The organism is Candidatus Defluviilinea gracilis, from assembly GCF_057138825.1.
This window is the reverse complement of the sequence record NZ_DBNHEF010000007.1, coordinates 1-26,923: the sequence shown is the minus strand read 5'-3', so window position 1 is coordinate 26,923 and position 26,923 is coordinate 1. Positions and strand designations below refer to the sequence as shown.

General features: G+C 54.0%; 24 protein-coding genes. 11 read left to right on the top strand and 13 right to left on the bottom strand.

Going from position 1 to position 26,923, the window contains the following annotated elements; all coding sequences use genetic code 11:
- Positions 1–187: 187 nt before the first annotated feature.
- A complete protein-coding gene (locus AC16KF_RS00775) occupies positions 188–1,603 on the bottom strand; it encodes an NAD(P)/FAD-dependent oxidoreductase (protein ID WP_484035371.1) in 1,416 nt (471 codons plus the stop codon).
- 189 nt (positions 1,604–1,792) lie between these two features.
- On the opposite strand from AC16KF_RS00775, the gene AC16KF_RS00770 reads away from it, so the two are divergent.
- Complete coding sequence (locus AC16KF_RS00770; protein ID WP_484035370.1) at positions 1,793–2,032, top strand: DUF433 domain-containing protein; 240 nt, start codon at positions 1,793–1,795, stop codon at positions 2,030–2,032.
- 77 nt (positions 2,033–2,109) lie between these two features.
- Here the strand turns inward: AC16KF_RS00770 and AC16KF_RS00765 are convergent, their stop codons facing one another.
- The gene (locus AC16KF_RS00765; RefSeq protein WP_484035372.1) at positions 2,110–2,232 is read right to left on the bottom strand and encodes a hypothetical protein; all 123 of its coding nucleotides are present in this window, start codon (positions 2,230–2,232) and stop codon (positions 2,110–2,112) included.
- Here AC16KF_RS00765 and AC16KF_RS00760 point away from each other — a divergent pair.
- Complete coding sequence (locus tag AC16KF_RS00760; RefSeq protein ID WP_484035369.1) at positions 2,188–2,391, top strand: DUF5615 family PIN-like protein; 204 nt, start codon at positions 2,188–2,190, stop codon at positions 2,389–2,391. The two genes, AC16KF_RS00765 and AC16KF_RS00760, sit on opposite strands and share 45 nt — an antisense overlap.
- Before the next feature lie 106 nt (positions 2,392–2,497).
- On the top strand, positions 2,498–2,695 hold the full coding sequence (locus AC16KF_RS00755; protein WP_484035368.1) for a PspC domain-containing protein: 198 nt from the start codon (positions 2,498–2,500) through the stop codon (positions 2,693–2,695).
- A gap of 37 nt (positions 2,696–2,732) precedes the next feature.
- Here AC16KF_RS00755 and AC16KF_RS00750 read toward each other — a convergent pair whose 3' ends face one another.
- The 6 genes from AC16KF_RS00750 to AC16KF_RS00725 all read right to left on the bottom strand — a co-directional run bounded on the left by AC16KF_RS00750 (position 2,733) and on the right by AC16KF_RS00725 (position 10,681).
- Entirely contained in the window at positions 2,733–3,164 is a 432-nt protein-coding gene (locus tag AC16KF_RS00750) for a deoxycytidylate deaminase (RefSeq protein ID WP_484035367.1), read from the bottom strand.
- 113 nt (positions 3,165–3,277) lie between these two features.
- On the bottom strand, positions 3,278–5,119 hold the full coding sequence (glmS, locus tag AC16KF_RS00745) for a glutamine--fructose-6-phosphate transaminase (isomerizing) (protein WP_484035366.1): 1,842 nt from the start codon (positions 5,117–5,119) through the stop codon (positions 3,278–3,280).
- A gap of 544 nt (positions 5,120–5,663) precedes the next feature.
- Positions 5,664–7,403 (bottom strand): TadE/TadG family type IV pilus assembly protein, encoded by a 1,740-nt coding sequence (locus AC16KF_RS00740; protein ID WP_484035365.1) that lies wholly within the window; start codon positions 7,401–7,403, stop codon positions 5,664–5,666.
- A gap of 64 nt (positions 7,404–7,467) precedes the next feature.
- The gene (locus AC16KF_RS00735) at positions 7,468–8,991 is read right to left on the bottom strand and encodes a hypothetical protein (RefSeq protein ID WP_484035364.1); all 1,524 of its coding nucleotides are present in this window, start codon (positions 8,989–8,991) and stop codon (positions 7,468–7,470) included.
- A 38-nt stretch (positions 8,992–9,029) separates the two neighbouring features.
- Positions 9,030–9,689: a TadE/TadG family type IV pilus assembly protein gene (locus tag AC16KF_RS00730; protein WP_484035363.1), complete on the bottom strand. Its 660-nt coding sequence runs from the start codon at positions 9,687–9,689 to the stop codon at positions 9,030–9,032.
- Positions 9,690–9,886: 197 nt separating this feature from the next.
- Positions 9,887–10,681: a prepilin peptidase gene (locus AC16KF_RS00725; protein ID WP_484035362.1), complete on the bottom strand. Its 795-nt coding sequence runs from the start codon at positions 10,679–10,681 to the stop codon at positions 9,887–9,889.
- 146 nt (positions 10,682–10,827) lie between these two features.
- On the opposite strand from AC16KF_RS00725, the gene murA reads away from it, so the two are divergent.
- The 4 genes from murA (at position 10,828) to AC16KF_RS00705 (ending at position 15,923) form a co-directional block, all read left to right on the top strand.
- The gene (gene murA / locus AC16KF_RS00720; RefSeq protein WP_484035361.1) at positions 10,828–12,108 is read left to right on the top strand and encodes a UDP-N-acetylglucosamine 1-carboxyvinyltransferase; all 1,281 of its coding nucleotides are present in this window, start codon (positions 10,828–10,830) and stop codon (positions 12,106–12,108) included.
- Between the two features lie 421 nt (positions 12,109–12,529).
- Positions 12,530–13,486 (top strand): thioredoxin-disulfide reductase, encoded by a 957-nt coding sequence (gene trxB / locus AC16KF_RS00715; protein ID WP_484035360.1) that lies wholly within the window; start codon positions 12,530–12,532, stop codon positions 13,484–13,486.
- A 126-nt stretch (positions 13,487–13,612) separates the two neighbouring features.
- Positions 13,613–14,548 carry a malate dehydrogenase gene (gene mdh / locus AC16KF_RS00710; protein WP_484035359.1) on the top strand — a complete coding sequence of 312 codons (936 nt, stop codon included), beginning with the start codon at positions 13,613–13,615 and terminating at the stop codon, positions 14,546–14,548.
- A gap of 52 nt (positions 14,549–14,600) precedes the next feature.
- On the top strand, positions 14,601–15,923 hold the full coding sequence (locus AC16KF_RS00705; RefSeq protein ID WP_484035358.1) for a citrate (Si)-synthase: 1,323 nt from the start codon (positions 14,601–14,603) through the stop codon (positions 15,921–15,923).
- 201 nt (positions 15,924–16,124) lie between these two features.
- Here AC16KF_RS00705 and AC16KF_RS00700 read toward each other — a convergent pair whose 3' ends face one another.
- The 4 genes from AC16KF_RS00700 to AC16KF_RS00685 form a co-directional block, all read right to left on the bottom strand.
- Positions 16,125–16,382: a hypothetical protein gene (locus AC16KF_RS00700; protein ID WP_484035357.1), complete on the bottom strand. Its 258-nt coding sequence runs from the start codon at positions 16,380–16,382 to the stop codon at positions 16,125–16,127.
- Between the two features lie 32 nt (positions 16,383–16,414).
- The gene (locus tag AC16KF_RS00695; protein WP_484035356.1) at positions 16,415–18,487 is read right to left on the bottom strand and encodes a S9 family peptidase; all 2,073 of its coding nucleotides are present in this window, start codon (positions 18,485–18,487) and stop codon (positions 16,415–16,417) included.
- A gap of 390 nt (positions 18,488–18,877) precedes the next feature.
- Positions 18,878–19,408, bottom strand: coding sequence for a hypothetical protein (locus AC16KF_RS00690; RefSeq protein WP_484035355.1), 531 nt, complete (start codon positions 19,406–19,408; stop codon positions 18,878–18,880).
- Positions 19,409–19,467: 59 nt separating this feature from the next.
- Positions 19,468–21,036 carry a tetratricopeptide repeat protein gene (locus tag AC16KF_RS00685; RefSeq protein ID WP_484035354.1) on the bottom strand — a complete coding sequence of 523 codons (1,569 nt, stop codon included), beginning with the start codon at positions 21,034–21,036 and terminating at the stop codon, positions 19,468–19,470.
- Positions 21,037–21,144: 108 nt separating this feature from the next.
- Here AC16KF_RS00685 and AC16KF_RS00680 point away from each other — a divergent pair, with 108 nt between their 5' ends.
- The 4 genes from AC16KF_RS00680 (at position 21,145) to AC16KF_RS00665 (ending at position 24,387) form a co-directional block, all read left to right on the top strand.
- Positions 21,145–22,158, top strand: coding sequence for a hypothetical protein (locus AC16KF_RS00680; protein ID WP_484035353.1), 1,014 nt, complete (start codon positions 21,145–21,147; stop codon positions 22,156–22,158).
- A gap of 92 nt (positions 22,159–22,250) precedes the next feature.
- Positions 22,251–22,934, top strand: coding sequence for a hypothetical protein (locus AC16KF_RS00675; RefSeq protein WP_484035352.1), 684 nt, complete (start codon positions 22,251–22,253; stop codon positions 22,932–22,934).
- Between the two features lie 28 nt (positions 22,935–22,962).
- Positions 22,963–23,643 carry a hypothetical protein gene (locus AC16KF_RS00670; protein ID WP_484035351.1) on the top strand — a complete coding sequence of 227 codons (681 nt, stop codon included), beginning with the start codon at positions 22,963–22,965 and terminating at the stop codon, positions 23,641–23,643.
- Positions 23,644–23,649: 6 nt separating this feature from the next.
- Positions 23,650–24,387: an SIR2 family NAD-dependent protein deacylase gene (locus AC16KF_RS00665; RefSeq protein ID WP_484035350.1), complete on the top strand. Its 738-nt coding sequence runs from the start codon at positions 23,650–23,652 to the stop codon at positions 24,385–24,387.
- 42 nt (positions 24,388–24,429) lie between these two features.
- Here the strand turns inward: AC16KF_RS00665 and AC16KF_RS00660 are convergent.
- The coding region (locus AC16KF_RS00660; RefSeq protein WP_484035349.1) for a hypothetical protein at positions 24,430–26,923 on the bottom strand (2,494 nt) is incomplete at its 5' end.

Genomic DNA, 26,923 nt, shown 5'->3' with positions numbered 1-26,923 from the left:
GCAGCAGACTCAACTGCTCCATTGCGTACGGCTTGAAGGTGAGGTTTCGGTTGTTCATCTCCCTATTGTATTAAACTTTTCCCCAACTGAGGAGGGGCTGTCCTCCCCTTTTTAGACAGCCCCAGGTTTTTTCCAAGGGGACAACGTTGATGCCTCCGCAGTTCAACTGCGGACTGAACGGATTCTATCAACTATCAAACCCAAGACCGAACAAGTCCATGGCTTTGAGCCAGAGATTTTCTTTGCCTTGATTCTTATCTGCCTGCGCCAGCGACCAGCGCGAGAGGTTGATGCCGATGGAACGCAACGGTTCGGGCGGAAAGGGAATCGGTTTGGTGCGGACCATCTCCAGTTCGGTTCGTTCGGTTTTCTTGTTGCCGAGAATGTCGAGCATCACTTGCGCCCCGAAGCGAGTCGCGCCAACGCCGAGTCCGGTGTAGCCCATCGCGTAAGCGGTCTTGCCGTGATGCGTCGTCCCCCAAAACGGACTGAAGCGCGAGCAGGTGTCGATCGCTCCGCCCCAGGCGTGGGTGAAGCGAGTCCCTTCAAGGGAGGGAAAGGCTTGAAAGAAGTGGTCAGCCAGAAGGGCGAACGAAGCGGGTCGGTTTTCGAGGCGACTCCCGAATCCGTTATTCCAATGATAGACGGCGTCGAATCCGCCCCAGAGGATTCGACCATCAATCGTTGTGCGGAAATAATGGAATTGATTGTTGCCGTCGCTGAGTCCCTCGCGCCCGCGCCAGCCGATGGAGTCGCGTTGCGAGGCGGTGAGCGGTTCGGTCATCAGCGCGTAATCGTAGACGGGGACAACGTAACGCTTGATCTCTTTGATGAGCGGGGGAAAGGCGTTGGTAGCGAGCGCGACTTTGTTCGCCGTAATTTTCGCGTGGGATGTGCGCGCGATGACTTTGTTTTTTTCTTCGATCAATTGTGTGACGGGCGAGTGTTCATATAACCGCACGCCGAGATTCAAGCAGGCTTGTCGAAGTCCCCATGCGAGGTGCGCGGGGTTGACGATGGACGAATCGAATCGTTTGATCCCGCCGAGGAAGATGGGCGATTTGACGACGCGCTGGATTTGGTCGCGGTCGAGAAACTCGAAATGGATGTCGTATTGCTTTGCGAGTTCGATGATTTCACGAAATGTTTCGAGAAGATAAGGCTCGGTGGCGAGGTCAATCTCGCCGGTGCGCTGGTAATCGCAGTCGATGTTGAGGCGCGCGAGCGTCGTTTCGATCTCCGCGAGGTTGTTGAGACCGAGCGCGTGGAGCGTTTTGATCTCGCGCGACCATTGCGCCTGCCCGTTGACGAATCCATGCGTGATGGACGCGTCCATGAATCCGCCGTTGCGCCCGCTGGCGCCGATGGCGGATTCGCCCGCTTCGAGGATGAGGATGTCGCGATTCGGGTCTTCCTCTTTGGCGAGCAGGGCGGTCCATAAGCCGGTATAACCTGCGCCGATGATGAGCAGGTCAGTGGAAATATTTTGAGTTAATGGCGGTTCGGGGTTGGGTTTGGCTGGGTCGTCGAGCCAGAAGGGGGTGTGCGAAACGTCGGCAACGGCTTGCTTTGCTTTGGAACTGGGGGTGGAGGAGTAGATCATGCTCTCATGGTTGTTTTATACCTCAGGGGTAGTTTGGCTTGCTACTTTTGATTATAACCTGACTGGAAAGAAGAAAGTGGAAAGTGGGTTTCTGGGATTCGCTACAATCAAACCATAAGCAGGAAGATGGGTGGAAAATAGGAATTTCTTCTTGGTATAATCGCCGTGTTTATTGAAAGGAGCGAACCTATGCCTGAAGAATTTCTTGCGAGGATCGAAGTCAACCCTGCGGTGATGTTGGGAAAGCCCGTTATCAAAGGGACGCGAATCCCTGTCGAGTTGCTTCTCCGTAAATTGAGCGAAGGCGCGACCGAAACCGATCTGCTGGACGCTTATCCGCGCTTGACAAAACTTGATATTCAAGCGGCGTTAATCTATGCCGCCAGCGCATTGGCGCACGAAACGATTATTCTCGCGACCGCGGTATGAGCGATCTGCGATTTCTCGCGGATGAAAGTTGTGACTTTGCCGTTGTCCGCGCTTTGCGTTCCAAGGGGTATGATGTTCTAGCAGTCGGTGAATACATGTAACGCTCCGATGACCGCGAATTGATCGAGCAGTCGTATCGCGAGAATCGGATTCTGTTGACCGAAGACAAGGATTTTGGCTGGCTGGTGTTCGCCAGCCATGCTGTTTCTGCGGGGGTGATTCTTATTCGTTATCCCAACAATGTTCGTTCCAAACTTGGGCAGTCAGTCTTGCAATTGGTGGAACGGCATGGTGACGAATTGGTTAATGCGTTTGTGGTTGTTCAGCCTGGTCAGATTCGATTTAGCCATAGAGAATAAAACTCTCCCAATGGGTCATCAAGCCAAAAGTTGTATTGCAACTCAGGGATATTCGGATTGCTACTTTTGAATTTGACTTGCGTAGAAAAGGTGAAAAGGAGCAAAAATGATCGCAAATCAAAAGAGAGCCCTGCGGCGTTCGCGGAGCAACCGAATGTTGGCGGGAGTGTGCGGCGGGTTGGCGGACTTCTTCGGGATCAGTTCGTTCTGGTTCCGACTGGGGATGCTGATCGCCTTCATCCCTGGCGGCGTGCCTGGGGTTTTGATCTACTTGCTGTTGTGGTTGATGATCCCGGGCGAGTAAACGAAGTGACTGTCACCTGAAAGGTGACAGTCACTTTTTATACCATGTTGAATTCTTTTTGCACCACTTCAATCTTCGCCGCGTTCAGGAAGTTCACGGCGTTTTCGTCGGTTCGATAGGATACGCTATACACGATTCGCGCAATACCCGCGTTGATGAGCGCCTTCGTGCAGTTGATGCACGGAAGGTGGGTGACGTAACACGTCGCGCCCTTGGTGGAGACTCCGTGCAACGCGGCTTGGATGATGGCATTCGTCTCCGCGTGGATCGTGCGGACGCAATGCCCGTCCACCATGAGGTGACCGATCTCGTCGCAGTGACCCTGTCCCTTGGGCGAGCCGTTGAAGCCTGTGGTGAGGATGCGCTTGTCGGTGACAAGCACACAGCCGACGAAGGCGCGGTCACAGGTGCTTCGTTCTGACACGGCGAAGGCGATCTTCATGAAGTACGAGTCCCAGTCGGGGCGCATGTTTGATTCTCCGCAAATAAACTACAAAGCCAATTTGGACGCTGAAAAACGCAGATTTCGCTGATTCAAAAGAAAAAGAATCTGCGTTGTCAGCGTGAATCAGCGTCCCCATTTTATTCCACGGTCACGCTCTTCGCCAGATTTCTCGGCTGGTCTACATCCAGTCCGCGCAGGGCGGCGATGTGGTACGCGAGCAATTGTAGCGGAATCACCGTCACGATGGGGGAGAGCATCCACGGCGAGTCCGGTACCCACAGGATATGATCCGCCATGCCGTGGATCAATTCATCGCCGTCAGTGGCGATCGCAATGACCATCCCGCCGCGCGCTTTTGCCTGCTGGATCTGCGAGATCATCTTCTCATGCCAGGGGTCTTTCGGCGCGAGGCATACGACGGGCATGTGTTCGTCAATCAACGCGATGGGTCCGTGTTTCATTTCGCCCGCGGGATAGCCCTCCGCGTGGATGTATGAAATCTCCTTCAACTTCAACGCGCCCTCGTACGCGATGGGCATGTTGATGCCGCGACCGAGATACAAGCAATCGCGGATGTCTTTCAGCGTTTGAGCAACCTTTTCTACTTCACTTTCGCGGTCAAGCGCGCGGCTAACGAGATCGGGAACGAGTCGCAGATCCGCGACGAGTTCTTTGCGTTGCTTTTCGTTGATCGTGCCGCGCAAATCGGCGAGCAGGATCGCCAGCATGTACTGGTCCACGAGCGGGGCGGTGAAGGCTTTGGTCGAAGCAACGCCGATCTCAGGTCCCGTTTGCATTGAGATGAAGCCATCCGAGACGCGCATGGCTTGCGAACCGATGGCGTTGACGATACTCCAGATCACCGCGCCTTTGCGTCGTCCCTCTTCCATCGCGGCGAGAGTGTCCGCCGTTTCGCCCGATTGCGAGATGGCAAGCACAACGGTCTTGTCGTTCAAGATCGGGTCGCTGTAGCGAAATTCCGAAGCGATGACCACTTCCACAGGCACGCGCGCGATCTTCTCGATCAAATATTTTCCAACCATCCCCGCATACGCGGCAGTGCCGCACGCGGTGATGTATATCTTCTCGATTTTTTTCGCGAGTTCTTCGGTCAACTTGAGATCGGGCAAACGGATTTTCCCATTGGCAAAGTCCACGCGACCCGCGAGTGTGTCGGTCAACGCGCGCACCTGCTCGTGGATTTCCTTTTGCATGAAGTGGCGATATTCGCCCTTCTCCGCCGCGACAGGGTCCCACGAAACATTATGCACTTGTGGTTTTACTTTTGCGCCGTCGAGCGTTTCGATGGTCACCGTGTCTCGCGTTACCACCGCCATTTGCCGCGATTCCAAAAAGATGACACTGCGCGTGTGATCCATGATCGCGGGCGTATCGCTGGCGACAAAATTTTCGCCTTCGCCCATGCCGATCACCACGCCGCCCGCGTTGCCGATCCGCGCCGTCACGATCTTATCGGGTTCATCGGCAGAGATCAGCACCACCACGTTCGCGCCGCGGATCTGGTTGAACGTTTTGCGCGCCGCTTCCACCAGTCCGATCCCCGTCGCAAGGTAATGCTCCACGAGATGCACGATGGTCTCGGTGTCGGTCTCCGATTGAAATTCCACGCCCTCGGCGGTCAGTTCATCTTTGAGTTCGAGAAAATTTTCGACGATGCCGTTCTGCACGACCACGACGCGCTTCGTCTGCCCGAGATGCGGATGCGCATTCCGCGCGTTCGGCGCGCCGTGAGTCGCCCAGCGCGTGTGACCGATCCCTGGCGCGCCTGCGATGGGAGATTTCTCGACAAGATCAATTAGTTGGGATAACTTGCCCGCGTCTTTTCGGACTTCGAGCTGGTCGCCGCTGATGACAGCGACTCCAGCCGAATCATATCCGCGGTATTCGAGCCGTTTCAAGCCGTTGAGGATGATCGGCGTCGCATCACGCGCGCCGATGTATCCGACGATTCCACACATGGGGAGTCCTCCGAAATTAAGAGACTAGAGAATTAGAGAGTAGAGACTTGGTCAGTCTCTGGTCTCCAGTCTTGTGATTGTGCCATTACCCGCGTCTCTGCCTGCCTGATCACTCATGCAGTGTTCTTTACGGATTTGTATTTTCGGAGGGAAAGAATAACGGGCGATGGCTCACCCGAAGGGCTTCCGCCGAACTTTCGATTTTCTCTCGTCAGTGGTTTCGATACGTTCCGCGAATTGCACGCGGAACTACTCAACCAGCGACGAGATTAACTCCACCTCGCGATGGAGAACCCTTATCCTCGTCAACTTTAGTTTTGATAGTCTTTCAACCGCGTACTCTTACAGTCATACCACTGCCTAAGGCAACAATGATCAGACTATTCGACTAACAAACTAACAAACTAAAGTTCATGCGCTGACTTTCCCGATTGAATTGGTGTGCGAGCCTCCTTTCTATAAGTGGCGGCATTATATCGCAAAACAAACCCGCCGATCGAAAATCAATCGGCGGGTTTGTTTTTACTTTATCTTTAGCGCTTCACTAGCAGTCGAAGCATACAGTAGGCGTCGGCGTGACGGTAGGCGTCGGTGATTGCGGAGGAACCGTGTGCGTAGGTGTCGGAGTCCGTGTGCGCGTGACGGTAGATGTAGGTGTCCGTGTCGGCGTCGGGACAGTGGCTGTCGGTGTGGGCGTGCGCGTCTGTGTCGGTGACGGGACTGTCGGTGTGACGGTTCTCGTATGTGTGCGCGTCGGCGACGGCACTGTGAGGGTCACAGTGGGCGTGCGCGTGACGGTAGCCGTAGGCGTGCGCGTCCGTGTCGGCGTGCGCGTCGATGTGATGGTCGGTGTGAAGGTGATGGTCGGCGTGTTTGTAATCGTCGGCGTGCGCGTAATGGTTGGTGTCGGTGTGATGGTTGGCGTGCGCGTCGGCGTGCGTGTGATGGTTGGCGTGCGTGTGATGGTTGGCGTGCGCGTGATGGTTGGCGTGCGCGTGATGGTCGCCGTGCCAGTGGCAGTGCGAGTAGCCGTGACCGTGGGGGTTGCCTGAGACGTCACCGTGATCGTACAACCGTTGTCGAGGTTCACGATCAATCCAAAGGAATTGGCAGGCACGATTCCGGGCCAGGCGCCGTCGAGGTTCAAATAGGTAAACCGTAATTGTCGGCTTGTGCTGGCGGGAAGATCAACGAGCGAGCCTAGCCCACCGGGGTTTGTCCAATTTGTTGGCGAGGCACCATCGTCTGTATTGTCAATGGTCGTGTTATTAAAGGACCAGCGGTCCAGGGTCTGTCCCGGGTTCGCGGCGTCGTAGGCGGTCCAGACGAACGTCAGGCTTTGAATCGCGGCTTTGGATGTGCTGCTATTGATGAGGTTTATATTTACGCGCGGGTATCCGCCGCTTGTGGTCGATTGGCTGAAATTGCCGGCGGTGAACAAATTACAACTCGGCGTCGGCGTATAGGTTGGCGTTCTTGTTTGGGTGATCGTAGGCGTGATCGTCGGCGTATTGGTTGAAGTGGAAGTGACGGTCGATGTAGGTGTGCTAGTAACGGTGGGGGTATCCGTCGGCAAAGGAGTATTGGTGATGGTAGGGGTATTCGTCGGCGTGGGGGGAATCGAAGTCACTTCCCATCCGAGTGGGGTGTTGATAGCGCGCACAGCGCGGAAGGATTCCACGTACCCCATGCGGTACGATGCAAGATGGATCATGGATGGTTCGACGCCAAAGGCCGGCATGACGATGAATCGGAAGTTGTAGTCTGCCGCCACGTACACACGATAGCCTGGAGACCCCGCAAACTCTTTTGTTATACCAGGATTACTGATTTCTTCGCAGTTGGCGTAGATCGGTTCGCTCATGACTGGAGGCGTGAAGTCATACCCTTCTTCTTTGGAGCCGCAGACCGTCACGTTGAAAAACAAATCCTCGGTATTCGCGACCGTTTCAAAACGGGCGTTTCTGAGAAGATAACCGATCACGATGCGCGTGGTTTCGTCCTTGATCGAGGGAAGGCGAGCGGCGTCGGTTTCCGTATCCGAGTCGCAGATTCCGCCATCGTATCCCTGACAGTAGATGGGTTCATACGTCCCGGCGGTGGCGTAACGAATTCCAAAACGGGTGGAGTTTTCGATGATCAGCCAGGCGAAGAGCAGGCGCGAGGTTTCCATGATCCCGATCAGTACAAGCAATAAGATCGGCAGGACCAGCGCAAACTCGATCACCGCTTGCGCCTTCGGCTTGGGGGCAGATCGGTTGGTTTTCGGTCGATAGTTGTTCATACGAATACCCGTTATTTTATCATTGTTCACGCGAACATCCTTGTCGCTACATTAAGAAATTCTTCTACTTGGCGATCTTGGTAAAGATGTCATTGGCGATCTTTTCGAAGATTGCGGCAAGATCGTCGCTGTTTGGCGCATAAAAATACAAGCCATGACTTGCAGAACTTCCGCCGGCATCCTCAGCGATATATTCCAATAATTTCTCCGCTTCATCTGGGTCGCCCACTGGAGAGTTTTTAATCAGATTGCCAAGTCCGATTGTGTAAATGGTGATACCGCCTCCGTTAGTTGGGTCTGCCACAGCGTCCGCGCTATCTCTGGCGAAATCATCCGCATCATAATCGGCAGATCCCTTGGCGTTTCGATTAGAAGCGTCGCCATCGCGGCAGGGAGGGGAGATCGATGGGCAGAACCCAAACGGATGAAAAGAAGGCTCCGGGGTCCAGCCCAGTGGAGGTTTCGGCTTCGCTTGATCAGCCTGAGGCGTATCGGTGGCGTTTGCTGGACCGCCTGCGAGCAAAATTGTCACCCAAACCGCTTCGGGGCGGACGTCGCCGACGGTAAATACTGACCACGCCCTTGTCAGGGCGCCGCCGATATTACTTGAATTGCATGAGGATAGGTCTTTAAAATCAGAATGACGTAAGCGGGCGCAATCAAATGGTATAAAAACCCCTGAATCATTAAGATTCCTGCAGAGTCCTTCAGTCGGAGAATCAGGATCGGGTGAAGCGCCATCCTTCACGCAGTCGGGGGGTCTAAACACTTTCAAACTTTCGATTGCATCTCTTACATCATTCTCGGTATCGGAAAGGGGAAGCACCGTAACGTGTTGACGGGTTGCGGTGCCGTCTAACTCCTGTCCTGTAAATGCCACAACAGCAACGCGATCATACGGAAAGTACATGGTCTGCAGAAAATCCTGCGCCACATTTTTCACATCCTCAAGCGGCTGACAGGGGGTGTCAACTGAAATGTTGCAAACGGCCGGGTCTTCGTCATCTACCGGGTTGCCCACATCGTTAGTTGGACCGTCAGTCGTATTCAAGTCCGGTCTGGCATTAGGACCCGTATAGGTGTCGTATGCCATGGAGGCGGAGGTGTCGATCACCAGCACAAGGTCGATCGAGCCGGCTTCACCAACGGAAGTGGCTGAAATCTCCCTTTGGGTTATCCCCAAAATTCGTAGAAAGCCAAAATTAACCATGCGCTTGGCTTCCACGCGCACCAATTTACGGCGCGGGGTTGTGCAAAGTTCAACATCGTGAAGCGTGCCATCCACGACGCTTTCCTCGCCTTCTTTACAGCGATAGATGAGGATTTCGGTGGCGTCGGATTCGTTGAGCACAAGAAAGTTTCTTGCCGCGGCGGCTAAATCCTCGCCGTTAAATCCTCGGCGAAACTGCTGGGATGCGGCAACGGCGGCGGCGTCGATCCCTCGTTTCAATTTGCCGTACTCGATCAATAAAACGCCGCCATCGGTCATGAGACCGACAAATGCGACCAGCCCCACCATGGCGAACGCGATGATCAAGATCGCCTGTCCGCGTTCTGTGTTTCGGAACCATTTTTTAAATCGTTTCATAGTTATCAAATCTCTTGGTTAAGTGGCGCCTTGATCGATTATGGATCAGCGGCGGGGAGGGGCATGATGGTATATGCCCTTAATTTCATGGGAAACAACGCCGCAGTCCAGGGCAGATTCATGACCGCGTTGTAGGTGTAATGGACTTCCACAATGAGTAACCCGGCGTCGGGCGTGCCGCTCTCGAACAATCCTTGAACCTCTTCGCTGGTGAACAATGATTCGGTATCGCTCGCAAAGAGGCGGAACGACCCGGCAGTTGGGTAACTCACGACGCCGCTATTCGACTTCGAGTATACAGTGACGATGACCTCATCTGTTACCGGATTCAGCGGAATGATTCTTCCCACGTACGGATCATCTGCAAACGCGGGATCCAAAGTTGGATCGAGGTTGTTTAATGCCATACCGGCCGCGCCTCCGTAAAAGAGAGGGTTGTCTCCAACGACGTTCCTGTCGGTATCATAGAGAAAAGGATCGAGTTTGCTGTAGTAACGTGCGGATTCTCTCGTGGCGTCGAGCAGGGAAAGATAATAGTTCAACGCGAAACCATATTCAACCACACCGGATAAAAGAATGAACAAGACCGGCAACGCGATCGCAAATTCTGTCAGGCTTTGCGCCCTGGATTTGCGCGGCAATACGGCGAGTTCACGCTGGGAGATTCTCTTTAACAAGTTTCGAATGTGATTTTTCATTTGTCCTGCGCGTTTCTTTAAACGATAGACCACGAAAACATTATACTACCCATGCTAGGGCTTAAAGAAGAACTTACGCTCCTGTAACGATTACATCTTTGTTAGAAAAGCGCGCCAGAAAGGGCGGGTTCAGCGAACCGGGGGCGAATTCCAGTAAGTATAATTCCGGGGTTGTATAGTCCAATGCGACATTCGTACTACGGGCGAAATAACATGTAGACCGCTCCGGCGATAAGATAAGGACCGTAGGGGATGAAGGTCATCAGCGAGTTGTTTGCATATCGTCTTTGCGCCAGAAGCGCCAGCACGAGCGCCAAACTGACCACGCCGCCGATCAAGATTCCAACGACCAAGCCGTACAGGATGAAGCGCGATCCGAGCATCAGCCCGAGCACGCCGGCCAGATACACGTCCCCGCCGCCAAGCGCCTCTTCTTCATCGTCTATCAGTCCATCAGCTGCCATTTTCTTTGCGCGATACCGCGCGACGAGCGTGCCTGCTTGATACAGCAGGAACATCACAGCGAACCCGATCAAGCCTCCCAGTAAAGAAATGCCGATCGCCGAAAGCAAAGGTTTTTGAAACCCGTTGTAATAAAGAAATGTGCCGCTAAATAACCCCAACAACGCGCCAAACACGCTGGTTGGAAACAAGATCAACCGATGCTCAAGGTCGATGACCGTGATGACCGCGAAATACAAGAGCACGATCAAGCCGAGGGGCAGACCAAGCGACTTGGGCGGATTCAGCCACACGTAGAGGAAAGAAGCGATGAGGATACACTGCGTCAGCCACGTCCGCAGACTGCGAACGATCCCGCAGTTTCGGCATCGGCGCAGGGTTACATAATCAAACCATAAAATATGCGATTCGCAGTTGCGGCATACCGGTGGGCTAAGGCGTCTTGTGCGCGGCAGGGTATCCGACAAGTAATTAACGAGCAACCCGCCAAGCCAGCCCAACGCAACCGGAATCAACAAAACGACATTCATAACGCAAATTATAGTCGATGGATAAATTCAAAAAAGATACGATTTTGTTGTGTAAGTCAACTGTAATGTCTGGTTGGCGGCGCGAGGACTTCTTGTCGAAGCCGATAATCTGACTTACAATCTTTGCGAAATATTCAGGAGATACAATGGAAAAATTTTTGATCGAAGGCGGCGTTCCGTTACGCGGCGAGGTCACGCCGTCGGGAAACAAGAACGCCGCATTGCCTTTGCTTGCCGCCTGTATTTTGACCGATGAGCCGGTGATCCTGCGGAACATTCCCCGCATACAAGACGTGCTGATCATGAAGCAGTTGATCGAAAGCCTCGGCGCGCAGGTGGATGAGTTGGATGAAAAAACCTGGCGGATCAGAGCGCGGGATATTCGCCCCGATTCGCTCGACGCCGATCTCTGCCGCCGCATCCGCGCCTCCATTTTGGTTGCGGGCCCCATAGCCGCGCGAGTCGGCGCTTTGAAACTCCCCCCGCCGGGCGGAGATGTGATCGGGCGGCGCAGGCTCGATACGCACATTCTTTCGCTCCGCGCCCTCGGCGTGGATGTGAAATATGATCGCGGCTTTACCTTTCAAGCCGATGGGTTGCGCGGGGCGAGTATCTTGATGGATGAAGCCAGCGTGACCGCCACCGAGAATGCCATCATGGCGGCGGTCACGGCGAAAGGGAAAACGGTCATTCACAATGCCGCATCTGAGCCGCACGTGCAGGAGTTGTGTTCCTTTCTCAACGCGCTCGGCGCAAACATCGAAGAGATCGGCTCGAACACGCTTCACATCAACGGCGTAAAAAATCTTCATGGCGGCGAATTTACCATTGGACCCGATTATCTTGAGGTGCTGAGTTTCGTGGGCGCGGCGGCGGTGACGAAGGGTAGTATCCGTGTAAAAAATGCCGGCGTTGAAAACCTCAAAATGATCGCCCATGTCTTTGAGCGTATGGGTGTCCGCTGGCAGGTAGATGGGGATGATCTGATCGTGCCGGAGAGTCAAGAGTTGGCGATCGCTCCCGATCTGGATGGCGCGATTCCCGAAATCAAAACCAACGTGTGGCCCGCCTTTCCCACCGATTTGATCAGCATCGCCATCACAGTAGCGACTCAGGCAACCGGCTCGATCATGTTCCATGATTGGATGTTCTCCGGACGCATGTATTTCACCGACAAGCTGGTTGGCATGGGCGCGAAGATCATTTTATGCGACCCGTATCGTTGTCTCATCCAGGGACCGAATCAACTGTACGGTGAAAATCTTGAAAGCCCAGACATCCGCGCGGGCATGGCGATACTTCTCGCCGCGCTTGCCGCGAAGGGACAGTCCACGATCCGCAACATCAGCCAGATCGAACGCGGCTACGAAAATGTGGATGTCAAACTTCGCGCGCTTGGCGCGAGGATCGAGCGGATGGAAGATTGAACGGTCGGCGTATCACTCGCAAGATGTTGCAGATTAAGAGTTTAATCCACTCCGTTTTGAGTCACGGAGATTATTAACTGACGTTACGCACATTCCTGCTCCCGCAGAGTCTGTGATCCTGCGGATTACCAGAAAGAGATAAGGCATAGGGTAAAACGACGGTCACAGACCGCCGTTGAGCAAGTCTGCGTAACATCAGTATTAATTAGGTGTATTGTCCGATTAAGTTGAGATTTTTTCTCTGCGGACTCAGTGTTCTCTGTGGTAAAGATGGTTTTTACATACTTGTTTCGCCACTCCCTAACCAAATTGAAACTCAAACATTTCTCTTACGCTGTTACAATTCGGGCTGGTAACATATCTTGAAACCAAGCCGTCTGAATAGCGACGAACTATCTCAAGTGAGGAATATAGTTAGCACATGTCTTTAAACGAAAACGAAAAACACGTAAAAGTATTGGTTTTGGGCTCGGGTCCCGCTGGGTATTCTGCCGCGTTATATGCCGCGCGGGCGGAGCTAGAGCCGGTGGTGTTGACCGGCTTGCAGTTGGGCGGGCAAGCCGCGCTGACGTACACCATCGAAAATTACCCCGGCTTCCCGGATGGAGTTGGCGGAGCGCAGTTGGGTGAATTGTTCCAGAAGCAGGCGGAACATTTCGGCGCGGTGACTGAGTTTGCTTCGGCAAATTGGGTTGATTTATCCCGGCGCCCGTTCAAAGTGGAAGCGGATAGCGGGAATTATCTGGCTGATGTGTTGATCGTCGGCACAGGCGCCAGCCCGAACCATCTCAACGTTCCTGGCGAAGTGGAATTGACCGGTCGCGGCGTTTCGTATTGCGCCACGTGCGATGGCTGGTTCTTTAAAGACAAGAAAGTGGTGATCGTGGGCGGCGGCGATAGCGCGTTGGAAGAAGGCTTATTTATCACGCGCTATGCTTCGTCGGTGACGATCATTCACCGCCGCGAGGAGTTTCGCGCCAGTTCGATTTTGCAGAAACGGGCGAAGGAACACCCCAAGGTGGATTTTATTTTGAATACGATCGTCACCGAGGTGGTTGGCGCGGAGAAGATGGAATCGTTGAAGCTCAAAAACGTGATGACCGGCGAGGAAACGATCTACAAAGCCGATGGCTTGTTCATCTTCATCGGTCACACGCCGAACACCGAGATGTTCAAAGGTCAACTGGAGATGAGCGATCTCGGGTACATCAGGGTCAACGACAAAATGGAGACGAGCGTGCCGGGCGTGTTTGCCGCAGGGGAGGCGGCGGACCCGCATTTCAGGCAGGTGGTCACCTCCGCAGGGATGGGAGCGGCGGCGGCTATTCAGGCGACGCGATTCCTTGAGGCGGAGGAATCAAGCGTAATTGTGGAATGAAGCGAACGGGACTTCCGAAGGTTGGAAGTCCTGTTTTTTGTCATGCGGTGTTTGCGCGTAAATGACATGTAATAATCCGAAAATTTCGGATAAAATTCATTTCTATAAAAATTCTGGAGGAACCAAATGAATAAAGTTTCCATCATCGGCGCGGGGATGACAGGCTCGACTACCGCGCACTGGCTGGCGGAACGCGAGTTTGCCGACGTTGTGCTGGTGGATGTTGTGGAGGGGATGCCGCAAGGCAAGGGGTTGGACCTGCTCGAAGCGTTACCGATCATCGGCAAGGATGTTTCTGTTGTGGGGACGAACGATTATGGGGCAACGAAAGATTCGGATATTATCATCATTACAGCCGGCATTGCCCGCAAACCCGGCATGAGTCGCGACGATTTGTTGAAGACCAATGCGGAAATTGTGGGAAACGCCGCCACTGAAACGCTGCGATATTCGCCGAACGCAATATTCATAATCTTAACCAATCCGCTCGATACGATGGCGTATCTGGCGATGAAGAAGACCGGCTTACCGCGCGAACGTGTGATCGGTCAAGCGGGCGTGCTCGACTCGGCGCGGATGCGCGCGTTCGTCGCCTTGGAGACCGGGGTGAGCGTGGAGAATATCAATTGCTATGTGATGGGCGGTCACGGCGACGAGATGGTTCCGCTGACGCGCCACTCGAACGTGGCGGGCATTCCGCTTCGAGATTATATTCCCGCCGAACGGCTGGCTTCGATCGTTGAGCGCACGCGCAAGGGCGGCATGGAAGTGATCAACCTCTTGAAAACCGGTTCCGCATACTACGCGCCTGCCGCAGCTTGCGCTCAAATGGCGGAGGCGATTCTCAAAGACAAGAATCTCATTGTCCCCTGCGCGGCGTATATGAACGGCGAGTATGGATTGAACGATATGTATTTCGGCGCGCCCGTGCAATTGGGGCGCGGCGGCATGGTTCGCATTGTGGAATACGCGCTGGATGCTGATGAGAAAGTTATGCTCGAGAAGTCTGCCGCGGCAGTGCGCGAAACGCACGACGCGTTGAAGAACTTAGTATCTCTATAAATTTTGAACGGGGACACGCCGGCTCTTCGTCCCCGCACCTTTTGGAGGAAACATGATTATTTACGATAAGATCGAAACGCAATTGCCGTCGTGGCGCGAGCGTATCCGCGCGCTGGCGAAGGAACATGCGGAAGTTGTGGTCGATACGGTGACCATTGGCGAGATCCTGGGCGGGATGCGCGATATTAAGGGACTGTACACGGATATTTCTTCGGTTGACCCGGCCGAGGGAATACGCCTGCGGGGGTTGACCGTCAAAGAAGCGTTGAAGGTATTGCCCAAGGGACGCGGGAATAAGATTCCGCTTGTTGGCGGGTTGTATTACTTGCTCATGGTGGGTGAAGTTCCCACAAAAGAGCAGGCTCTTGAAGTGGAAGCCGAATGGGCAAAACGCGCTCATGTGCCCGCGCATGTGTACAAAGTACTGCGCGCCATGCCCAAAGACGCCCATCCGATGACGCTCCTTTCGCAGGCTGTGCTTGCCATGCAAAACGAGTCGGTGTTCGCGAAAAAATATCACGAGATGAAAAAAGATCAATATTGGAATGCCGCCCTCGAAGATTCGCTCGACCTGACGGCGCGCCTGCCGTTGGTTGCGGCGTTCATCTATCGGCTGAAATATTTCAACGAAACGAAGATCCCGCGGTATAACCCGAAACTGGATTATGGCGCGAACTTTGCGCGTATGATGAAAGTGGGCGACAAAAAAGGCTACGCGGAATTGATGCGCATGTACTTCATCATTCATTCCGACCATGAATCGGGGAACGCCTCGGCTCACGCCATGCATCTGGCTGGCTCTACTCTTTCGGACGCGTATCTTTCTTTCTCCGCGTGCTTGAATGCGTTGGCGGGTCCATTGCATGGGTTGGCGAACCAAGAGAGCCTGGGCTGGCTGTTGGAGGTGCGCAAGAAGTTCGGGGGGGTGCCCACTCGCGACGATCTCTATAAATTTGCATGGGATACGCTCAATGCGGGTCACGTCATACCGGGGTATGGTCACGGCGTGTTGCGCGTGATCGATCCGCGTTTTACCGCCCAGTTGGAGTTTGCCGAAACGCGCTTCCCGGACTTTGATTTGCTCAAACTGGCAGAGATGGTGCTGGACGTGGTCCCTGCCGTTTTGAAAGAGCAGGGGAAGGCTAAAAGCCCCGCGCCAAATGTAGACGCGATCTCCGGCACGTTGCAATATTACTATGGCGTGCGGGAATTCGAGATTTATACCGTTCTGTTCGGCGTTGGCCGCGCGTTGGGCGTGACGTCTAACTACGTGTGGGCGCGCGCGCTGGGGCAACCCATCGAGAGACCCAAATCGCTGACGACCAAAATGCTCGAGGAACTTGCGGCGCAACAACCAGCGTCGCGCCCGTCGTAACGCAAATCAAAAGCGACGCTCCAACAGCGTCGCTTTTTGTTTGCGTATGACTTGGTGAGGCAACGTTTACGTTGCTTTTCAAAAAGTAATGACAAAGTTTTGCGCTTGTCCAAATGAATCAAGCCATCCCGTTCGAGTTTATTTGTAACGCGAAAGGCGCGAATTAGGCGGATTTTGCAAAAAATTTCGTGGCGACTTGTTTTAAATTTCCTTCTTCGTGTGCGGCTTTGCGGAGCCGAACGTTTCCAACTTGACCACGCGCGCCTTATCGCGGATCTGCCAGGGGACGATCTGCCGGGCATGTTCGCGGTTATCGGTTTCGATGATCGCCCAACCGGCATGGACACCGTCGTGGCACCCCCATTCGAAATAATGCAAATATCCCGCGGCGTTGATCTCTTTGATGATGGCGTCGCAGTCGCGCGCTTCGTGATGTGATTCGACAAGATAGCGGTCCATGAATTTCTCCGTTCTGTTGCTGAATTTCTAGATTATACGCTTGTTCGCTCGGCGGCAAGCTGGTCGATCAGGAAGGCGTACTCGAGCGCGATCTCTTTCAGGTGGTCGTATCGTCCGCTGGAGCCGGCGTGCCCCGCGCTGTAATTGGTTTTGAGCGCGAGCAGGTTGTCGTCGGTTTTGTTGGCGCGCAGGCGGGCGGCGAACTTGGCAGGCTCCCAATACGCCACCCGCGGGTCATTCAAACCGGTGGTGAGTAAAATGTTCGGGTAGGCGGTCTTGTGAACGTTATCGTACGGCGAATAGGAGATCATGCACTCGAACTCATCTTGAATTTCGGGGTTGCCCCATTCGTTCCATTCGAGCGTGGTCAATGGGATGGTCGGATCGCTCATCGACGTGACCACATCTGTGAAAGCCACTTTGGCAACCACGGCTTTGAACAAGTCCGGGCGCATGGTCAGGCTGGCGGTGACGAGCAATCCGCCCGCAGACACGCCCATGATGCCAAGTTTTTCCTTCGAGGTGTAGCCCTCTTTAATCAGATGTTCCGCGCAGGCGATGAAATCGGTAAAAGAGTTTTTCTTGTGAAAAACGCGTCCGCCTTCGTACCAGGCGCGGCCCATATCCAGCCCGCCGCGAATGTGTCCAATGGCGAACACAAACCCACGGTCCAGAAGAGAGAAGCGGCTGGGCGCAAACTCCGCATCGATGATGGCGCCGTACGCGCCGTATCCATGCAGGAGGGTTGGATTCTGCCCATCCCGCGCCAGTCCCTTTTTATACGCAATGGAAATAGGCACGCGCGCGCCGTCTGGCGCGGTGGCGTGGATGCGTTCGGAAACGTAATCTTCTTTGTTGTAGCCGCTGGGAATTTCAGCCACTTTTTTTACATCCCATGCGCCGGTGTTCATGTCGACATCGACGATCATGGCTGGCGTGATGAAGGAGGAGTAAGTGATGCGAAGCAGGTGAGAGTCGAATTCGGGATTGTTCTCAAGTTCGACGGAATACGTGGGTTCGGGGAATTGCACCAGACGGGAGTCGTTCATGTCGCTTGGGTTACAAATGCGGATCTGCCTCAGCCCGCCTGTGCGTTCGCGCAACACGATGTGATGTTGGAATGCCGACACGCCCTCCAGCAATACGTCCTCACGATGGGAGATAACGTCCACCCAGTTCTCTTTCCCTGGGCGCTCCACAGGCGCTATGCTCAGTTTGAAATTCTTCGCGCCGTCGTTGTTCACGACCAGGAATTTCCCGTTGTGGTGCGCGGCGTAATACTCAAGCCCGCTGATGCGTTCCTGCACGACGCGAAGTTCGCTTTGAGAATCGTCTGCTGAGAGGAAGCGCATCTCGCGCGTGTTGGTGCTGTGGTGATACGTCATGATGTATTTGTCGTCGCGCGTTTTATGCATCCACAAAAAATACGACTGATCGGCTTCGTGAAAAAGCAGTTCGTCGCGCGATGGGTCGGTTCCGATCTTATGGCGATACAGCGTATCGGGGCGCAGAGCCGCATCGAGGGTGATGTAATAGATCGTTTCGCTGTCGTTGCCCCATTCCACGCCGCCGAGTTCGTACACACTGCCCGACGTGTTGGGGATCGTTTCATCGAACTTCTTCCCGGTTATCAGATCGCGGATGTGGATCGTGTACGCTTCGTTCCCTTCGTAGTCCAGCGTGTACGCGAGCGTGTTGCCATCGGGGCTAACCTCCACCGCGCCGACGCTGGAGAAGTCGTGACCCTCCGCCAGCGCGTTGTGGTCGAGCAAAATTTCTTCGGGACTTTCAAGCGAGCCTTTCTTGCGACAATAGATGGGATAGGACTTGCCCTCCTCCATGCGCTGATAATAGAAGTACCCGCCTCGCTTCTCAGGGACGCTTGAATCGGCTTCTTTGAGTCTTCCCCTCATTTCGGCGAAGAGCGTTTCTTGCAAAGGTTTGGTGTGTCCCAGAACTTCATCGAGGTAATCGTTTTCGGCGCGTAAATACTCCAGGACTTCCGGGTTCTCTTTTTCACGGAGCCAATAGTACTCGTCGTTACGGGTTTTTCCGTGCTGGGTGATGAGGTGGTCTCGTTTGGGGGCAATGGGGAAGGATGGCATGAGTTTCTCTTGGGTAGGATGTGGAAAGTAGTTGGCGTTAGAAAACGGGGGGCGCCGAATCGAGAAAGTATGACTCTTCTTTGCCACAGACAACGCAGAGTTCGTTGAGAAAAAATCTCAAGGTTCTCTGCGCACTCTGCCGTCTCGCGGCACGAACGGTGTGGCTAAAAATGCTTTGTTCGGCGCTTCCAGAAAACGTCAGCCACCTGTGTTCTGTATTCTTTCGGTTAAGTTCGGCGCTTTGCGCGGGAAAAGTGGGGCAACTGAAGGTTGCCTTACTGGCGGTGTGGTAATTGTAGCCGAAGAGCGGGCGAATTACGTGGCTTCTTTCCATCGTTCTGACTGCGAAAAAAACCGCAGGCATCAGCCTGCGGTTTTTTCTGGATTCGGTTAGCACAGTTTTCGAGTGCAGTAGCACTTATTCTTATGTTTGCGTTTGTCGTAGTAGCAGTACTTTCTTCGCCGTTGACCTCTCCTGCCGCACAAACACCCAATGCTATATCCCATCAAAGGGCTTCCGTATAGGACGATTTTTAACCCTACGACCAGCTGCGCGCCCGTGGTGGATTCAAGCGAAGCCTTAGCCTGTTCATATAACTTATCGAGGTACTCGATCGGGAGCGGGTGTGCTGAGAGCGACCCGCGAGTTTGCTCTTCCCAATCGCTTTCGCTGATTTCTTCGCTTTCGTTGTCCATCGCGCAATCAAGCGATTCGAGGTACCCAAACCTCATGGCGTACGGGAAGGTCGGCGAGTCGCCGGCATCGCTCTCCGGCGCATAACCGACTTCCAATCCGCAAAGTAGAAGATAGTGATCTCCCTCAGCCAATTGACCTTTAATGCTTTCTTCCGCCTCTTGGAAGACCCGGTAATGTTGATCGATCGGCACGGGAGGGGTTGTTTTTTGGAATTGCCCATCCATGGTTTTTTCCTTTCATCGATCTGGTTGAAGCCGTACAATAGAGTCGTGAGTATGAGGTTTTATTTTTTCAGCGCCTCCTTGATGATTTCAGCTACTGTGGCTTTGGTTTCAGGCTGAGACTCGCCAAGTTCATTAAGTTCATCTATGACAGTTTCTCGAAACTCATCGTCTAGATACAGCGCGAGCGTTTCGTAGGTGTGCCGGGCATCTTCATACATGCCTTCCTCGAGTTGAAACATTCCCAACACATGATAAGGAATGGGATTATCAGGCTCTTCAGCAATTGCGCTGGCAAAGTCGGCAAGCGCGCCCGCAACATCGCCCCATTCCCTGCGAGCGATGGCGCGAAAAAAGTAGCCTTCTGCCGGTGAGAGTTCGATCGCGGCAGTCAGGTCGCTTTCTGTCGCCTCGCGTGTGGGTTGCAGGGCAGAGCGGTTGATGTAAGCGATGGCAATGAAAGGCGAATTTGGATCTAGAATTAACTGAGTGAAATCCTCGAACGCCTTGTCCGTCTCCCCATTCTCCTGATGCAGATTGCCTAGATTGAGACGCGCGGCGTAGTGTTCTTTGTTCAAATCGACGGAACGGGAATAAGCCTGAATTGACTTTTCTAAATTCGGGCTGGGGTTCTGCCCAGAGCCCAAGACTGTGCCGAGATCAAACATAAGTCCTTTCAAAAAATAGCCCTCTGCGAGATCGTTCGGTATGGATACGCCCAGATTTTCCATCTCGGCGCGGGCAAGCGCTTCTTCGATCCGTTGTTGCGCCTCTTCCACCTCGCCCGCTTCGAAAAGGATCTCGCTGAGGGTAAATTCCGTCAGGTAGCCGAGATGCCGCGTTTCCAATTCAATGAAATTGAAATCGCCGGTCTCGTCGGCGGGAAGATTGGAGACCTCGCTGTTGGCGCGATCCCAGTTGGGTAATTCAATATGAACCTTATATGCGATATTGCGACTGCCCCAAATGATCATATCCGCTTTGGTCTTGTCGGCAAGTTCCAACGCGTCCACGCGCAGTTTGATCGGATTGTTGACGCTTGAACGACAGACCCTGAACCTCTTTTCATCGAGGTTGCTGATGAGATGGTCGTGTAAATTTTCCACGATCTCGATCTTCGGCAGAGTATCCGATTGGGAAAATTCGGCAATGACCACAAATAAAGAGCCCTCTTTGCGCGAGCCGAAGCAATCTTGCAACCCAAGAAATTCATCCTGCATGTCCCTGAAAGTTCGGATGGCGTTTATGATCGAAAAAACCAGAAGCCCCACAATCAACAAGATTTCTACACGCCTGCGAAAGAGCGGATGGATGTATGAGTGAATGCTGTGAGTCCGGAGAGGGTCAACCGCGCGACTCCAAAACGGGATGGTTTTGCGCGGCTCTCCAACGACGAGAATGCCGCCTGCGGGCGCGTCGTCTTTTCGGCGGGTTATTTGGGGCAGGCGAATCCCCGCGAGGAGCGTGGCTGCGATTAGGATCGCAAGCGTGGCGGTTGTGGTGGTATATGGCGCTGGGGCAAGACCGAAAACCCAGGTGATAAAGGCGATTACGACAGGGACGTAAATACCCGTATCCTTGAGGATCTGGAGAAGAGATTTTTGGAAAGGCTGGGTCTCTGAATTACTCATGAGTCGCGCTCAGTTCCCTGATGACGATACCCTACTGTACAACTTTTCAAACGAATTTACAACTATTTTCCAAAATTTGATATGAACGGAAGCGATTAAAATTCCCTCATGTCCCGGCGACGAATCTTTTCACGGCGCGGTGGCGAATCGCGCTTCCGCCTGCCTTTTGGTTTGCTTTTGGCGCTCCTTGCGGTTGGTTTATGCTTCCTCATTCCCGTCAACCAGATCGATGTCACGACGGTCAACGTTGAAAACCCCGACCTGCCTACCGCGCTCCCCACGCGCACGCCGCTCCCGTTGCCGACCAAGCCGAACATCGGGCGGATCATCTTCACCTGCACGCGAGGCGATTTCAACCAGCTGTGCTGGGTCAACGCCGACGGGACGGGATACCAGCAACTCACAAACGTGGAGGCGCATAACTATTATCCCGTGTATTCGCCGAAGGGCGGCTCCATCGTCTACGCCTCGAACCAAAACGGCGGCGCGTTCGACCTGTTTCTCTTTATCTTCGATGGGGCAAAATTGATCCGCCTGACGGATTTCATTGGGAATGTGATTTCTCCCAGCTTTTCACCGGATGGAAAACGAATCCTCTTTGCCAACCGCGCCGGCACAGGTCCAACTTCCCTGTGGATGGTGGATAACAACGGCGAAAACGCCAGCCTGCTCTACACCGGGGCAGACACCATCGTGGCGGCAGACTGGTCGCCGGACGGGAATACTATTGCCTTTGCCATGGCGGTGAATAACCCGAACGAATATCAAATCTTTCTCATGGGGGCAGATGGCTCGAATGTCCGGCAGTTAACACGCAACCTCGCTGGAATCGGTGGTAGCCTTGATTGGTCGCCGGATGGGCGCTACCTGCTGATCTACGCGGGACCCGATGGCGACAAGGATATCTTCCGCGTCGATGTTGCGGCGCAGACCGCCACACAACTCACCGACGGAGGCAATAACGCCGCCAGTTCCTATTCGCCGGACGGTCAGTGGATCGCCTTCAACTCGTTGCGAAATAACGATCAGGCTGATATATTTATCATGCGCGCCGACGGAACCGATATGCGGCAGGTGACTGTCAACCCCGACCCCGATTGGCAACCGCAATGGGAGCCGTAGTCGACCTGTACGGTTCCTTGTCTATGTTGCTCGCAAAGATAAACGCCGAGTAGTGGACAATGCGGTTTGAAACCTGATATCAAAGGTATTTCATGAAACGATTTTTTATCATCACCGCCATCATCTCCCTCCTTGCCGGTTGCGCCTCGCTTCCCGACTCTTTGGCGTTTCTACAACCCACGCAGACGAACACCCAGGGTCCAACCCCAACCGCTTTTGGCTTGCCCGATACATTCACCCCCGATCTGTTTGCGATCAACACAGCGAAAGCGACCACAACCCCTCCCACCGGGACGCCGCGCGTGACGGAAACGCCGCGCCCCACCTTTACGCCTACGGTTCGCCCCACCATTACGCTTGAGCCGCTCGACGTCAGCCTCTTCACGCCCGGTCCGCAGTTGTTTGTATCCGCCCAAAGGTCCACGAACCAACTCGTATGGGGGTATGGATGCGACGGCGCGCGGTCGGTCAAGTTGATCACCACCGTCATGAAGAAGCGCGGACTTCGCTACGTGTTGCTCTTCGTCCGCTTGCAAGATAAATACAGCGGGCGAAAAACTCCCTGGGGCGCGGGCGCCATCATGAACGATAACGATAGGGGAACGTATTTCTACACCCTGCATATCGACCAGATCGCCGAGTATAAAGATTTTCAAGACGCCTGGCTTCAATATCAATTCGTTGCCTCAACGGTGGGGCTGACGGTGTTGAGCCGCTCGATCGTTTCGCGCGTCGATATCTCGCTCACCAGTTGCCGGGCGATGAATATGCCTTGATGACCATCGATTGCACAGAGGATTTTTCATGAAGCGATTATTCCCCATTCTGCTCGCTGCCGCATTCTTGATGAACGGTTGTGGGGGGCTGGCTCCGATTCTCGAAATGATCGCCACCCCCACGCCGATCCCGCAGGATACGCCCACGCCGCAACCCACCGTTACGTTGTTTCCAACGGTAGACCTGTTCGCCACACTGACGCCCACGCCGGTCACGTTTACCCCAACCGCCACGCCGCTTGTGCCAGATCAAACTGAAACCTCCACGCCATTTCCAACCCCCACGTTTAAAGCGCCTTCCACGGTGATTGGCGAATCGTTTTTCACGCCAGTCGATAAAGGCTTCCTCACCATCCTGCTCTCCGGCGGCGCGGTCTATTGGAATTCCGGTCCCTGCTCGCCGCGCTCCATCAAGGTCACTGCTTTCGTGTCGGATATCATCCACACCGATTATGTTTTGCTGTTCATGCGCCCGCGCGAAAAATCGGATACCATGTTGCTGGGCGATTGGAGTTCCGTCGAAATGCTGCCGGGCAAGAATGGAACCTTCATCTATGAGGTTGGCGCAAAGAACATCCGCAAATATTACTGGTTCATCCAAGCCTGGGTCGAATATCAACTGGTCGCCTACGATAAAAACGGCGTGGAACTCTTCCGCTCGCAGGTGTACGATAAGACGCTCTCCCTGATAATGTGCCGGCCGTATTGACCTCTCGTGACTTTTCCTCCTGAATTGATCTCGCTTCTTTCACGGACGGGCAAACTGGTCGCGCTGACCGGAGCCGGCGTCTCGCAAGAAAGCGGACTCCGCACCTTCCGCGATTCGCAGACGGGACTCTGGGCGCAATACAAGCCCGAAGACCTTGCCTCGCCCGAAGCCTTTGCCCGCAACCCCAAACTCGTCTGGGATTGGTACGCGTGGCGGCGTGAAGCCATCAAAGGGGTGAGACCCAATCCCGGTCATTACGCCCTCGTTGAGCTCGAATCGAAGATTCCCCAATTTACCCTCATCACTCAAAATGTAGACGGTTTGCATCGCATGGCAGGGACTCGCAACCTGTTCGAACTGCATGGCAACATCCAACGCGTGCGCTGTTCCAAATGTGGAGAGTTTGCCGAAACGTGGGATGAAGATTCAGAATCCGTTCCCCGCTGTGTTCACTGTGACGGCTTGCTCCGCCCGGATGTCGTCTGGTTCGGCGAGTCGCTTCCGCGCGACCAGCTTGAAGCGGCGGTTGAAGCGGCTCGCGCCTGCGATGTCTTCTTCTCCATTGGCACATCGGGCGTTGTCCAGCCCGCCGCGTCGTTGGCGTATGCCGTGAAGAATAATGGGGCAGTGGTGGTGGAAGTCAATATGGAACCGACGCCGCTTACCTCCAAGGTGGATTTTTTCATTCAAGGCAAATCGGGCGAGATTTTGCCCGCGCTGGTGAAGGCAGTCTTTGGCGATTAGTCGAATAGATTGGAGATAGACGGCTCTTTCATGGCTTCCTTTCTATGCATTCCAATCTCTGAAGCGCCCAGCCAGCGCGGTGATTTGTTCGCGCGCCAGCACAGCAAAGATGCCAAGCGCGAGCAAGATAAGTCCCGTCGTGCCGATGATGACGACGAGCGAGAGGTTTTTCAGCGCGCTATAAATGATCGTTAATGTCCCCAGCACAACAAAGCCGATCGGCGCAAGCACGAGACTGCGCGAGCGTATGACGATGCCGTACGCAAGAATCACAAGCGATTGCACGAACAAGACCAGGAAGAAACCAAGCAACCAGGTGGATAACATTTGAATGTAAGTAGTGCCAAGCAAGACCAGTTGCGAAGCCATGCCCATCAGGAATGCGCCCTCTTTGCTCTTTGCGCGATCGAGCAAATAGTGCATCAACATGCCTAATAACGCCGCACCGATGGTGAAATATTGGGGTTCGTCCACGTTGAGTCTGATGAGCAGGGTGTAATATGAGGTCAGATACAAACCGTTCGCGGGAAATGCCAGCCACACATTGCGGCGCGCGAATGCCTCTGCCGCGAACAGCGTTGCGGCGATGGCGATTGGAAACGCATTCTCCACGCTGCTGTATTGCGCGGGAGTCAAAAACTCGACCAGTGAATAGAATATCCCAAGCGCAAGTCCGCTGTAACTAAACACCATACCCAATGCTTTGGTTTGTTTCATGCTTCTGAGGACGGTTCCCCCGAGGTAGTACATCGCGCTCAAGAAGGTGAGAACAGGAAGTCGTACGTCGAGTTCGAAAAACGCCAACATGTAGACGACCGTTAATGCAAAAGACGAAGTTCCAAGATAGCCAATTGTAGGAGATTTGAATCGATAGGCATATGCCGTAGACAAAAGCGCATAGACGCCGAAAATGATCGCCGCATAACCGAAGTACAGCGCGCCTTCGGTGAGGAATACATACGCGACCAGCATGTTGAATCCAACTACGCCAATTCCCAGAGCGACGGGGGGCCAGTTCCAGACGCGCTTGATGCTAAGCGGACCTGTGAAGAATAACTCGGGCAGGAGCAATAGCATACTCGCCAGTAATAACCGATAGCCAATGTATATCTCCATTGTTTTTATGGGAGGCAATGCAAAGAACGAGAGGAATGCGCCAAGCCCGGCGAGCAGGGCGGCTGTCCACACATACCAGCGCGGTTGGCTTGCGTGGACCAAGGCATACACAATGCCTGTGGCAAGGAATGCGGCGAACGCATACGTGACCCCTTCCGCCAAGCCCCAGAGAATCGCTACCGAAAACAGCGGCAGGGACAAAGCGAGCAGAGGGTATTGATATTTCTGAGCTAGATCGTCTTTCAAGCGGCCTGCAATAGCGCTGCTGAAGGCCATAAGCGCGCCCCACGTGCCGAAGCCGGCGATCATTGCGGGCGCGGGCGCGTCAAACATGGAGAGGAACAGGAAGGGGATGAGGAAAAGAGAAGCGACAGCCGCCCAAGGGAAAAGCACGAACGGAATGATCAGATCGCTCGCGGCGAAGTACAATACGACAACGAGGCACGTCAGGATATTTGCGATCCAAATATCGGCTGTGATGCTTGACTTGAAGAGATTCACAATGATCGCTATTCCAGAAGCGATTAGAGTCATTCCTTGCGCTGCTTGGGTAGAGATGAACAATGGCAGGGCAAAAGTAGTACCCTTCCACCTCTTGAGGCTGTACACACCGAGCAAGCCGATGAATGCGGAGATTCCCGCCGTGGCTATTATCCAGTCTAGAGATCCTGCGAACGCGGTCACGAGACGAATCCCACCGAGTGTGAGTCCTGCGAACGATGTCATGCTGAATATGCGCGATTGATAGAACCATGTGTCGAACGCCCAAATGACCGCCATCATGATGAAGACAGCAGACCAATATAAACCGTTGAACCTTGTGGGCATGCTTAGGAGATCGGCGATCACGCCCGCATCGATGAGGAGCAGGAAGGAAAAGATTACGGCAAACGCAAAACTGGGTTGAGGCAATCGCTTTTTGAACCCCACTGCGCCTGCGGCAAAAATAATCGTGGCGATCAGCAAAACGGGTAACCGCGCGGATTCAACAAGCGCGGCTAAGATCGCCGCCGCCGCGATCACAAAGAACGCGCCGAGATACAAATAGATCCGCGCGCTTGTCTCGCTCAATAGAACCTGCGTCAATGACATGCTTGGCATTGACGCGGGCAGAGGTTGGACGGTCGGTTTTGGCGTTTCAGGGTGAAGCGCCGGTGGAGCCGAAGGTTCGGATGGTTCGACTTTCGATATTGGCTCGGCGATCGTTTTGGCAGGCGCGGGTTGCTTGATCGCGATACTCGTGTGGATGTCGGGATTATATCGTCGTCGAATCTCCTCGGCGCGATGAGTTTCGATCAATCCATCCTCTTCCCACTTGGCAACTTCGCGCAAGATCAGCGTCCTGTCTTCGTTGGGGATGGCGGCGCGTAGAGACAAGACCCGTTGACTGGTTTGAAGTCCGAGCGCGATCAATGCGTAT